The 12,211-nt window shown below is 35.1% G+C and carries 11 protein-coding genes and 1 other annotated feature; of the genes, 2 read left to right on the forward strand and 9 right to left on the reverse strand.

Features of this window, described 5'->3' with window-relative positions; translation table 11 throughout:
* The first annotated feature begins 73 nt into the window (after positions 1-73).
* Positions 74-2,314 carry an RICIN domain-containing protein gene (locus OCV67_RS03355; RefSeq protein WP_147642452.1) on the forward strand — a complete coding sequence of 747 codons (2,241 nt, stop codon included), beginning with the start codon at positions 74-76 and terminating at the stop codon, positions 2,312-2,314.
* A 69-nt stretch (positions 2,315-2,383) separates the two neighbouring features.
* Here OCV67_RS03355 and OCV67_RS03360 read toward each other — a convergent pair whose 3' ends face one another.
* Positions 2,384-3,466 carry a M15 family metallopeptidase gene (locus tag OCV67_RS03360; protein WP_178084978.1) on the reverse strand — a complete coding sequence of 361 codons (1,083 nt, stop codon included), beginning with the start codon at positions 3,464-3,466 and terminating at the stop codon, positions 2,384-2,386.
* 211 nt (positions 3,467-3,677) lie between these two features.
* Between OCV67_RS03360 and mscL the strand changes: the two genes are divergently transcribed.
* Positions 3,678-4,136, forward strand: a complete 459-nt coding sequence (mscL, locus tag OCV67_RS03365; RefSeq protein WP_317235026.1) for a large-conductance mechanosensitive channel protein MscL — start codon at positions 3,678-3,680, stop codon at positions 4,134-4,136.
* 85 nt (positions 4,137-4,221) lie between these two features.
* On the opposite strand, the gene OCV67_RS03370 is transcribed toward mscL, so the two are convergent.
* From OCV67_RS03370 to era, 8 genes are all read right to left on the reverse strand, one after another.
* Positions 4,222-5,136 (reverse strand): cohesin domain-containing protein, encoded by a 915-nt coding sequence (locus OCV67_RS03370; protein ID WP_147642454.1) that lies wholly within the window; start codon positions 5,134-5,136, stop codon positions 4,222-4,224.
* Positions 5,137-5,237: 101 nt separating this feature from the next.
* Positions 5,238-6,899: a 2-isopropylmalate synthase gene (locus OCV67_RS03375; protein ID WP_147642455.1), complete on the reverse strand. Its 1,662-nt coding sequence runs from the start codon at positions 6,897-6,899 to the stop codon at positions 5,238-5,240.
* A gap of 71 nt (positions 6,900-6,970) precedes the next feature.
* Positions 6,971-7,211, reverse strand: a binding site (T-box leader).
* A 94-nt stretch (positions 7,212-7,305) separates the two neighbouring features.
* Entirely contained in the window at positions 7,306-7,770 is a 465-nt protein-coding gene (locus OCV67_RS03380; RefSeq protein WP_147642456.1) for a hypothetical protein, read from the reverse strand.
* A complete protein-coding gene (locus OCV67_RS03385; protein ID WP_147642457.1) occupies positions 7,767-10,142 on the reverse strand; it encodes an endonuclease MutS2 in 2,376 nt (791 codons plus the stop codon). Before OCV67_RS03385 ends, OCV67_RS03380 begins: the two co-directional genes overlap by 4 nt.
* Positions 10,143-10,146: 4 nt before the next feature.
* Entirely contained in the window at positions 10,147-10,899 is a 753-nt protein-coding gene (gene recO, locus OCV67_RS03390; protein WP_147642458.1) for a DNA repair protein RecO, read from the reverse strand.
* Positions 10,847-10,999 (reverse strand): hypothetical protein, encoded by a 153-nt coding sequence (locus OCV67_RS03395; protein WP_178084979.1) that lies wholly within the window; start codon positions 10,997-10,999, stop codon positions 10,847-10,849. Before OCV67_RS03395 ends, recO begins: the two co-directional genes overlap by 53 nt.
* A 170-nt stretch (positions 11,000-11,169) precedes the next feature.
* The gene (locus OCV67_RS03400; RefSeq protein WP_262644240.1) at positions 11,170-11,295 is read right to left on the reverse strand and encodes a hypothetical protein; all 126 of its coding nucleotides are present in this window, start codon (positions 11,293-11,295) and stop codon (positions 11,170-11,172) included.
* Positions 11,296-11,302: 7 nt separating this feature from the next.
* Entirely contained in the window at positions 11,303-12,196 is an 894-nt protein-coding gene (era, locus tag OCV67_RS03405; RefSeq protein ID WP_147642459.1) for a GTPase Era, read from the reverse strand.
* Between the last annotated feature and the right edge of the window lie 15 nt (positions 12,197-12,211).

Consider the following 12,211-nt stretch of genomic DNA (forward strand, 5'->3'; position numbering starts at 1 on the left):
GACTGCACAAGCGGTTAATTATGGAAACTGGTTTTATGTTAAAGTGATTAATTAAACGAAAGGGGTTTTATTTATGAAAAAATTATTTAAACGTACTCTAAGCATTATGACACTAAGTGTATTAACTTCTTCACTGATTTCCGGTTCTATTACGGTAAATGCAGATATTGCCGACAGCGGAAATGATATTGTTTCTGAATGTACACAAATTGATAACTTAAAATCCGCTGCATTAAGCGAATATTCAGCCGGCAGTTATACTAACTCAAGCATTCCATCAGATTACAAGGTTTTATTTATTGAATGTAAAAGTATTAAAACAAGTACAAAAACTTATAATACAACATCCGTTGAAGATACAATTTTTAATGAAGCCGTCAAAAATTTTGAGGATTCTGTAGAATCATTTTCAAAATATAATGTAAATATTATTGCTGATAAAAAGTATATCACTGACACTATTAACTGTACCGGTTCATACGTTATGTATGAAGATATCAAAGATTATCTTGCCGACCTTGCACCTTATGGGTATTATAACGCTGTTTTAGTATGCGGAGCAGTAAGCGAATTTACACTTGGTGTAACAAGTAAGGGACAATTTAACGGAGAAACAGGATATGGTTATACTTACGTTACAATCTGTACATCTAATGACCAAAATAATGTAAACAAAGGTACCAATACATCATATCCTTATTTAACAACTACAAACGTAGCTATTCACGAATGGCTGCACACACTTGAATCATACAGGGATTTAGGAATTTCATACCCAAATACTCACGGTTATATGGAAAATTATACAGAAGCATCAGCCGCATCATATTCAGCTTTATCTGAAAACGATGATCACGATTGTTACTATTGTGATTATGAAGATATATTCGGACATTCATCTGAAGATATCAGTACACATTCTGAAGATAATATTACAGCTTATGCAAGCAGCAGTAATTATTCAAATAATTATTACAGATGGCCGGTTTATCAGACTACAGGTATAGAAGTAAGATTAACAAACTTTTATAAAGCTGTTCTAAGAGGAGAAGTTTATGATATAAGTGATTCAAGAAATGTTGGTATGTTTCCGAAACTATGGAAACTCAATCCCGAAAAAATGTTTTTAGGAACATATACTCTTAAGCTGAATAATAATAATACGTACTTTATCAATAATAACGGCTCACTTTCTTATACTACAGCTTATACAAATGATATAAAATTCCAATGGAATCTGGTTTATGACTTTAAACATGGCAATGTTGCTATTATATCAAATTCGGATTATAGAAGATTTGATATCGGTAACCTTTATGTTTCTCCTACATGCTTAAATCTATGGTACAGCACAGGATATAACACTGCTCAAACCTTTAAACCTATTTTAAACTCAGACGGTACATATAAATTCCAGTGTATCATTCCGGGTTACAGTTCATATTACATAAGATTATACGGATCATCAATGGGTGTCAGCAATGTTAATTCCTATAATAGTTGGGTATTGACAAAGGTAAATGCATATGAAGGCGAATATTATATTAAAAACGTATCAGAAAATAAGTATTTAACGGCAAATGACAATACTATGTCTTTATCAGGATTTGCTGCTTCTGATAATCAGAAATGGAAATTAAGATATTATAAAGATGGTTTTTATAAAATTTCACCATCTTCCAATCTGTCTTTATATTTTGATGTAAATAATAATAGTAATACGGAAGGCAGACTGGTAGGACTTCATATCTGGACAGGCTATCCTACAGCCCAGACATGGCAGCTAAGGTATAATTCTGACGGTTCTTACTATATTGTTCCTTCAGTCAGCACTACACGTGGTCTAACATATAATGACGGCTTTTCTTTAACAACGCTTAACGATAATAACAATCAAAAATGGATAGTTGAAAAAGTAAACGGCGGCAAGGAATTATTTGAAGGAAAGTATAAAATAAAAAACAGCAGCAATAAATATTTAGGATATTCCGGAAATACGCTTAACCTTGGTAATACAGGAGCAACATGGAATTTTACATCTTATGGAGATAATTATTATTTTATATCTCCTGTCGGCTCTACTTCTACATTATATTGGGACGTCAACAATAATTATGATTTAGAGGATAATCTGGTTAAACTATACCCTCGCACAGGATACGATACTGCACAAACATGGAAGGTTGTAATGCAGGATAACGGTTCAGTAGTGCTAATTCCAATGATCTCATTAACAAGAGGTTTAACGTTTAAAAATTCCACATCAGTATTATCCTCGTCATACGATTACTGGTACTTAGAAAAGGTTAATTAAAAAATCAAATTAATAAAGTATTATACAAAAAAGGTCCGTATCTTACCATAGATACGGACTTTTCTCTTATTATTCTGATGCTGAACTTTCAGAATCAGCTTTTGATTCCTTTGAATCTGAATTTTCTGATACAGATTCAGAATTATCTATTAAAGTGGTTACTATAAATCCATCGGTATTATTTCCGGTTATTGTATACTCCTTTTCTGACGGAACAGCAAGCATAGTAAAATCAAGTTCTGTTACCTCAGGATCAGCCGAACCATTAGTATCTTTTGGATAATAATAAACTTCATATTTCTTGCCGTCAAAATTTTCCAATTCAAGGTGGGAATCATTATAATTATATGTCTTTAGCTTTTCAACATATTCTTCAAGGCACAGATTATTCTGTGTCATATAATAAGCATGAGGAATACCTACATACCTAAAATGCCATGGACGATAATCAAGACCTGTCTGCTGGGTTTTATCCTCAGGAAATCTTACAACATAACCGTATTTATAACCATTCTCAGCAAACCACTTGTAGTCCCCAGTACCGTCAAAATCAAGACTATTACCCTCTTCATCCACAACATTTAAATCTACCGAATATCCGGTATGATAATCACTGAATCCAGGCTTTGCAACAGTGTCTTTATCCTCAGTACTATCATAAATTTCCTGTTGATACTTTACAGAACGATAACCGCTGTCAACCTGAATGTCCTTATGACCTGTTTCCTCATTAAATGCTTTAAGCATATTATTAAGAGCTTCTGCCGCTTCTTTTCTTACCTTTACATCTTTATCCAATACAGTGTAATAATCAGCATTAGCCTTTTCTCTTATATCATATATACTTACAAGATCATCCTCATTGCCCTTATATTCTGTTTCATCATTGACAACAATCAAAGAACCTGAATAAATCTTTTCATTATCAGTTATTTCTGAAACATAAATTCCGGAAGCATCAGAGGGTTTATTTTTATCAGAAGTACTTACAATAGATTCATCATTTTTGTTTTTAGTATCAATATCTTTAAAATCCTTTGTAATAGTTCTAATACCAAATATTGCAGCAGAAGCTAAAATTACAGCCAATCCAATATCTATGAGCCGCTTAATTATATAAATATTTTTTCCTTCCTGTTTTGTTGTTCCCATATATAACTGCCCTTTCATAATAATCATGTTTTTTTCATTATACCATATTTTCTCCCAAAAATAAATACCTTTTCTTTTATTTTCAGCAATCCATCACATTTCTTTCGGCAAAAATATTTAATAATTGATATTTTTTATAATATTTCTATTGAAATTGACAAAAAAATATGTTATAATAAATTTGTTAATTATTTTTCAGGAGGTTTTTGTTGTGGATAAAAAAAATAAATCCGGAATTTCAACCATTCTAAATGAATTTAAACAATTTATTTCCAAGGGAAATGTAATTGACCTTGCTGTGGGTGTTATTGTCGGAGGTGCATTTACTTCAATTGTATCTTCATTGGTTGACGACATGCTAATGCCTATTATTGGCATGATTCTTGCCGGTATAAATTTCAAAGATTTTGGTATTACTATTCCATGGGGAAATGAACCATTTATCAATATTGGTAATTTTATTCAGGCAATAATTACTTTTCTCCTTACAGCAATATGCGTATTTGCAATTGTCAAAATTATCAATCTGTTTTATAAAAAAGCTGAAAAACCTGCGCCCAAGCCTACAAAGGAAGAAGAATTGCTTACTGAAATACGTGATTTACTTAAAGCACAAAATGGCGTTACAACTGAATCAACTGCCATTACTGACACAAATCAATCAGAATAAAATTATACATAAAGAGCAGTTAATACTGCTCTTTATATTTGTAATATAAAAGCAGCAGTATTGAACTGCTGCTTTAAATATTTGATTAATTAAATGTTCCTTCAAAATCAGCGCCTTCTCCGCCGCCTACATACTCCAGAGCATCACTGTCAAACCCGAATCTGAATACACACGCTACAATACCAGGATTGTTTTTCATCTGGAATCTAACAGTTACTGTGTCTCCAGGTTTACCACTGACATTTTCAGCCATAATTTCAGGAGAACCGTCGTTTCTGAAAGAATTAGCCGCAGCTTCAGAACCTACTACTACTGCCCCGTCAGTACCGTTAAATGCAACACTTTTACCTTCCCAACATGAAAAGTCCAGCCATTCAATTGTAATTGGATATGTACCGTTAGGTGTTCCTTCTTTTATTTTAAAATCAGCTGTAATAAATTCACCGTCAAAGACATAATTCTGTTGTCTTGAAAGATCAAGCCACCATGCCTGCATTACTGACTTTTTACCTTTAATAGCATTGCTGTTATTACCATCACTAACGTTATCATTATTACTATCATCATCACCCGGCATTATTACAACATCAGTTGTATTCAAAAGGCTGGACGCATCAATTGATGGTGTAGAATTATCATTTACTGATGAATTATTATTATTGTTATTGTTGTTATTACTGTTGCTATTGTTATTACCGTCGTTATTTGAGTTATTTCCGGCCTGTGAATTATTATTTACATTGTTCTCTGATGAGTCATTCGAATTACTATTCTCTACAGGATCCTCCTGATTATCAGAAGACTCATTAAACGGTGTAATAGTAAGATCCTGTTTTTCTAATGACTGAATTTCTTCAGATGACAATGTTGCCTGAACATCAGCTTTTACTTTTCCTTGACTTCCGCTTCCATTTTGATTTGTTTTATCAGAACATGCTGCAAAAGAGGATGCAATTGCACAAACAAGAGTAATTGCCAACAATTTTTTCTTTATATTCATTTTTAATATCTCCTTTTAAAAATAAATCCTTACTGATATTACATATTATACAATGATTTTTTAACAATGTCAACCCTTTAATTGTGAAAAATAGACGAAAATCAATCTTCAATCATATTATTTACAGCACTAACCAGTGCTTTCAGTGAAGAATCAATTATATCTGTAGCTATTCCCACACCCCAGAAATTTTTACCGTTATTGTCCTTTATTCCAACATACGAAACAGCTTTTGAAGTAGCTTTTTCCTCCATAGCATGCTCTGTATATGTATGGAGAACATACTCAATCCCCAGCATTTTTTTCATACATACGCTCACCGCATTAAGTCTGCCGTTTCCATGAGCTTTTTCATTTATAATTTCACCGTTATATTCAATAGTAACGTCTGCTTCAATACCGTCTTTCTGAACGTAATGAGCTTCTTTAAGAGAAACCGGTGATTGCTTATTAATAAAAGTTTTCTCAAACACATTATAAACCTCTGATGGCATAAGTTCTCTATGAGCATTATCCGAAACATTTTTTACCAGATATCCTACAGTTTCTCTCATATTCGGAGGCATAATAATACCGAACTGATTTTCCAGAATATATCCAATTCCGCCCTTACCTGACTGACTGTTAATTCTGATAACGTCAGCTTCATAAACTCTGCCAACATCTTCCGGATCAATAGGCAGATACGGAACTGTCCAGTGCTGACAGTTTTTCTCCTTACGCCATTTCATGCCCTTAGCAATAGCATCCTGATGAGAACCGCTGAATGCTGCAAATACCAGCTGTCCGCTGTAAGGCTGACGTTCATACACTTTCATACCGGTAATTTTTTCGTAAATTTCTGTAATTTCCGGCAGATTTTCAAAATTCAGTTCCGGATCAACTCCCTGTGAAAACATATTCATAGCCAAAGTAACTATGTCAACATTACCTGTTCTTTCTCCGTTTCCAAACAGAGTACCTTCAATTCTGTCAGCACCTGCAAGCAGTCCCATTTCGCTGTCAGCTACGGCACAGCCTCTGTCATTATGGGGATGCAAAGAAATGATCAAATTTTCACGATCAATAAGATTATCACACATGTATTCAACCTGATTTGCATAAACATGAGGCATTGAATGAGAAACAGTAACCGGCAGATTGATTATGACTTTATTGTCTGGAGTTGGTTCCCATATTTCAATTACTCTGTTACAGATTTCAACAGCAAATTCAGGTTCTGTTCCGGTAAAGCTTTCCGGAGAATATTCAAAGCTATAGTTTCCTGATGCATTTTCTCTGTACTTTTTACACAGCTCTGCACCCATTACTGCAATATCAATAATCTCATTTTTTTCTTTTCTGAAAACCTGTTCTCTCTGTGCCACAGATGTGGAATTATAAAGATGAACTATAACATTTTTAGCGCCATCCAGTGCTTCAAAGGTTTTCTTGATAATATGTTCTCTTGATTGAGTCAAAACCTGAATTGTAACGTCATCAGGAATCAAATTTTTTTCGATCAGAGCACGGCAAAACTCATATTCAGTTTCAGACGCTGCCGGAAATCCAACTTCAATTTCTTTAAAACCAATCTTAACCAGATACTTAAAAAATTCCAATTTTTCTTCCAGAGTCATAGGATTTATAAGCGCCTGATTACCGTCCCTTAAATCAACGCTGCACCATATAGGCGCATGATCAATATAATCCTTTTCAGCCCATTTCATAGGTGCATTTTTTACTGGAAAATACTGTCTTGTGTACTTTTCAAAATTTTTCATTGTATATTTCTTCCTTTCTGTAACTATTGTCAGGAATGCAATTATAACAAAAAAGCTTCACCTCTTCTATACAAAGAGATGAAGCATAATACTCCACGGTACCACTCTTTTTGGCATACTATAATCTATGCCCACTCAGCTGCATCTGACAATGCATTTCTCTATAACGGGAGAACCCGTTTCAACCTAATAACTAAAGCGTTCAGCGAACTGCTCAGGGAGGAGTTATGACCATTTCGGAATACTGCCTTGCACCATACGGCAGCTCTCTGAAAATCCGTTCACGGCTTTATTTCCCGTCATTGCATTTACTTATATTATTATAATATAATATTTTTGCTATTTTGTCAAGTAGTTTTAAAAAATATTTAAAGAATTTTTTAGTAATCATTATCAGATAGTTAAATTAACTATCTGCTTTCTTATTAATTCTGGTAAAAATTATAATCCCAGCTATCAAATAAACTAAAAAAACTGCCGCTGATACGTATGAAATAATTATATCCCATTTTGTAATAATATCTCCGTCACTATGTTCAAAGCTATTATAAACAGCCAGCGCTCGTTCGCCTTTAAAATCAATGTTATCATCACGGGCATGACATCTGGAAAAGGTTATTGAATATCGGTAGTTACCGTTTACAGGTTCATCTAAAGACATTTGAATATTTATAGTATCAGGATATGGTCTGTTAGGAAGCGAATAATCAGAAATATAAATAATCTCTCCCCATGAATGATTATCGTAAGTCAGATATTTAAAAAAATAGGTTACTCCCCACACTGTACGGACAACTGCAAATATAAAAAGTAAAATTAAAAATCCCAAAACAACTATAAATGATTTACTTTTCTTTTTTTCATTCATCATTTCAACTCCACAATAGTAACTCCGTTTTCGCCCTCACCGTAAAGTCCCAGTCTGAAGCTCTTTACGGACTTCATGGATTTTAATCTCTGATGAATTGCTGTTCTGAGAATACCAGTACCCTTACCGTGAATTATTGTAACCATATTAAGTCCGGAAAGAACGGCATTATCAATAAATGCTTCCATTTCATAAACGCCCTCGTCTGCACTCTTCCCTCTTATATCAAGTTCCATTGTACCACGGCGTTCCATTTTACTTTTAATATTTCTGGTAGAAACAGGTTTACTTTTATAGGTTACTTTCTGTTCTTCAATAAGCTTTAACTGCATAACTGAAACCTTTGTTTTCATGATTCCCATTTGAACATAAACATTTCCGCTATCATCCGGTTCACTGCATACAGTACCTTTCTTGTCTATGTCACGGACAAGTACTGTATCACCCTTTTTAAGCTTTCTGGGTAGTTTATAGCCGTCGTCACGCTTATCCAAAACAGGATTTGCACTGTCGTACATTTTATTAAATCTCTGCTTGCTTCTGCTTTTTGCATTTGCATATTTTTCTGAAAAGTCCTTTTTATCCTTTTCTTTCTTTATAGCTTCAAGTTCGTCAAGCAGACTATTAGATTCGGCTTTAACGCTCTCAATAATACTCATAGCCTGTAATCTGGTCTGTTCAAGCTGTTTCTCTTTGCTTTGTTCCAGAGCGTCCAGTTCTTCTTTAAGCTTCTGACGAGTTTCTTCGGCTTCCTGTTTTATAATACGCAATTCCTCATTTTGACGTTCAAGCTCCACTCTGGATTGCTCAAGCTGCTCTACGACTTTTTCAAACCTTGTGTTTTCCTCGCTTACTAAGCCTTTCGCCTGTTCAATTACGTCCTCTGGCATACCCAGTGAAGCTGAAATGGAAAATGCGTTTGATTTTCCCGGAGAACCAGTAATAAGCCTGTAGGTTGGCCTTAAAGTATCCAAATCAAATTCACAACTTGCATTTTCAACATCGTTCTGTTCAATTGCGTAAAGTTTCAATTCCTGATAATGTGTAGACACCATCATCTTAGCTCCCTGACATTTCAAACGCTCAATTACTGAAATTGCAAGAGCTGCACCCTCTACAGGATCAGTACCAGAACCAAGCTCATCAAGAAGGATCAATGAACGTTCATCAGCAACATTGATAATTTCAATTACTTTATTTGTATGAGATGAGAAAGTAGACAAACTCTGTTCAATACTTTGATTATCTCCGATATCCGCAAGAATATTTTCATAAACAGACACACTGCTTCCGTCGGACACCGGAATAAGCAATCCGCACATTACCATTGCAGACAGCAGTCCGGCAGTTTTAAGAGCAACTGTTTTACCGCCGGTATTAGGACCGGTAATGATCAGCGCCTGATAATCCTCTCCAAGACTTATATCAATAGGCACTGCCTTTTTTGGGTCTAAAAGAGGATGCCTTGCCTTGTTCAAGTGAAGCTTACCGTCACATGTAACCTCCGGAACAGACGCTTTCATTTTTGCTCCCAAATTTGCCTTCGCAAAATATAGATTCAGTTCTGTACAGACTTCATATCCTCCGATAATTTCTTCCGAAAATTCCCCGCACTCACGGCAAAGCTCTGTCAGGATTCTGTCGATTTCCTCCTGCTCCTGACTTTCAAGCATTCTTATATCATTATTAGCCTCCACAACTGCCATAGGCTCAATAAAAATAGTCTGACCTGTAGCGGAGGAGGAATGAATAAGTCCCTGTATTTTTCCTCTATGCTCGGCTTTTACAGGAAGAACATACCTGCCGTCTCTCATTGTAACTATATTTTCCTGCAATGCTTTCTGAACACTGTCGGATTTTATCATTTTATCAAGTGTATCACGAAGCTTAGAACCCGCACGGCTAATTTTTTTTCTGATAGCTGCCAGTTCCGGACTAGCAGCATCTGAAATTTCATCTTCCGATATAATAGAACGGTCAAGCTTTTCATAAAGATACTTGTTAGGTCTAAGCGAAGAGAACAGGTAATCAAGATCCGTCTGGATATTTTCACAATGTGAATACCAGTCAGATAAAGCAGTTATCTGTCCCAAAATACTTTTAATTTCCAGAAGCTCTTTAAGTGAAATTCTCGAACCTGAAGCTGCACGTCTGAGTGAAGCATTTACATCTTTTACATTATAAAACGGCGGTGTTCCAAAGCGTACTGCAAGATCAAACGCCTGAGCAGTTTTGTCGATCTCACGGCACACCGTATCATATTCCGTACACGGCTCCAGCTCCAACGCCATTTGTTTAGTTTTTTCATTAGCTGCCAAATCGGCAAGCATTTTTAATACCTTATGTAGTTCTAAAGTTTTATAATATTTATTCATAATTCTAATTTCCCAACGATTTATAAAATTCTAAAGTTTTAAATTCTCTTCCCAAATGTATCAGCAGATATTTTTCTGTCAATATCGAAAGCTTTTTCATGTTTTCATCAGACATTCTAAAATTGAACAGTCTGTTAAAATCTGCAAATACTATATGCCGCAAAGCATGTACCACAGATGCACTGATTCTTATCTGTGTATCGTCATAAGAACCTTTAAAGCATCCGTGACAATAAAGCTTAGTACTAAGCATATCAAAGCACATATAATCAGCAGTATATGTCATACAAACGGGACAGCATACTATATCCGGCATCATACCGATTTCAGTCATAAACCTCATTTCAAAGACCGACTTTAAAAAACTGCATTCCCTTTCGCCGTTTGAAAGGAAATGCAGAGTATTCAAAACAAGTCTCATAACATCTTCCCTTTGCTCGTTTTGACCAGCAACATACGATACCACTTCTGCTATATAATCTGCCAAAGCAAGTCTGTCAAGATCCTCTCTGATTTTATAAAAAAATCTTATTGGCTCACAGCTGTCAAGATAATATCTGCCCTTATCAGAGCGTACTGAGAATACAGAATAAGCAAAAAGCTGAGTTCCGCCTGCATTTTTACTTATCATCTTTCTTCCGCCCCTGACAGAAATTTCAATTACTCCCCGTTCCTTTGTAAGGACATGAATAAACTTATCATTTTCACCTACCGGATATTCCCTTATAACTATACCCTTGAGGGTTATCATTTCCATTTATGTCCCCCTCCTTTACTTCACGGTCAGCTGCTTTATATTCCAAATAATCTTCTACTTTTCCGGTTGACATAAAAATGTTCCATTTTTCATCAGTCATAAAAAACTCCGTTCTTCCGTATGAAAATATTTTATACAGAAATTTATTTCCCTAAAATTATTTCCCAAACAGAGTATTTTTATATAATGTAATCAATGGAAATTGAAAAGTTATTTATTGATAAAACCAGTAACAATTTATTTACAGTTTTCCTTTTGGGCAGCCTTTTTTCAGTTACGCTTTTTCTTAACTTTTCTTTTAAATTTCATCTTATTTATTTTTTCATTCAAACCAAATAAATCTAAAATGATTTCACCGAATACTTCTAATACGATCTCAGCTACAACTTCAAGCATACTTGTCCTACTTTTCCGTCAAGCCAAAAGATCTTATAAGTCCCTCACGGTTTCTCCAGTCCTCTTTCACCTTGACCCAGCACTGTAAGTTAACCTTAATCCCAAAAAAGCCTTCCAATTCCTGTCTGGCAAACATAGCTGCCTTTTTCAGCATTGCACCGCCTTTTCCGATAACAATTCCCTTATGAGATTCTCTTTCACAGTATATAACAGCATCCACGTCAAGAATATCCTTATCTTCACGTTCATGCATTCTTTCAACAGTAACGGCAATACCGTGAGGTACCTCATCGTTCAGCAGATTAAGCAGCTTTTCCCTGACAATTTCCGCAGCGATTACTTTTTCAGGCTGATCAGTTATCATATCATCCGGAAAGAAATGCGGACTTTCCGATGCAAGCTTCATAACTTCCTCTTCTACAATATCCACACCGTTATTTTCTGTAACGCTTATTGGTACAATAGCTTCAAGGCTGTACTTTCCGCTTAATTTTGCAATCATAGGTACAAGCTCGCTTTTATGTTCCAGAAGGTCTATTTTATTCAGCACAAATATTACCGGCATCTTTCCGGCAGACAAATCTGCAAGCATATTTTCTTCCTGTTCATTCATCGGCTTGGTACAGTCCGCCATAAATATTACAGCATCAATTTCCGCTACTGATTCTTTTACAGCATTGAGCATATGTGTACTCAACTTATTTTTCGGCTTGTGAAGCCCCGGAGTATCCATAAATACAAGCTGTGTTTCTTCGATTGTTTTAATTCCGGTGATCCTTGTTCTGGTTGTCTGAGACTTACTGCTTACCGAAGCAATTTTTTCTCCTATTATTGCATTAAGCAACGATGATTTACCGGCGTTTGTTCTGCCGATTATAGTTACAAAAACTGTTTTTGTCATATAAATTTCCTTTAT

Source organism: Porcipelethomonas ammoniilytica, assembly GCF_025567485.1.
Classification (GTDB): Bacteria; Bacillota; Clostridia; order Oscillospirales; family Ruminococcaceae; genus Porcipelethomonas; species Porcipelethomonas ammoniilytica.

Coding starts and splice junctions, on each gene's coding strand:
- OCV67_RS03355 (WP_147642452.1), top strand. CDS start 74: ATGAAAAAATTATTTAAACGTACTCTAAGCATTATGACACTAAGTGTA.
- OCV67_RS03360 (WP_178084978.1), bottom strand. CDS start 3,466: ATGGGAACAACAAAACAGGAAGGAAAAAATATTTATATAATTAAGCGG.
- OCV67_RS03370 (WP_147642454.1), bottom strand. CDS start 5,136: ATGAATATAAAGAAAAAATTGTTGGCAATTACTCTTGTTTGTGCAATT.
- OCV67_RS03375 (WP_147642455.1), bottom strand. CDS start 6,899: ATGAAAAATTTTGAAAAGTACACAAGACAGTATTTTCCAGTAAAAAAT.
- OCV67_RS03380 (WP_147642456.1), bottom strand. CDS start 7,770: ATGATGAATGAAAAAAAGAAAAGTAAATCATTTATAGTTGTTTTGGGA.
- OCV67_RS03385 (WP_147642457.1), bottom strand. CDS start 10,142: ATGAATAAATATTATAAAACTTTAGAACTACATAAGGTATTAAAAATG.
- recO (WP_147642458.1), bottom strand. CDS start 10,899: ATGGAAATGATAACCCTCAAGGGTATAGTTATAAGGGAATATCCGGTA.
- OCV67_RS03395 (WP_178084979.1), bottom strand. CDS start 10,999: ATGACTGATGAAAAATGGAACATTTTTATGTCAACCGGAAAAGTAGAA.
- OCV67_RS03400 (WP_262644240.1), bottom strand. CDS start 11,295: ATGCTTGAAGTTGTAGCTGAGATCGTATTAGAAGTATTCGGTGAAATC.
- era (WP_147642459.1), bottom strand. CDS start 12,196: ATGACAAAAACAGTTTTTGTAACTATAATCGGCAGAACAAACGCCGGT.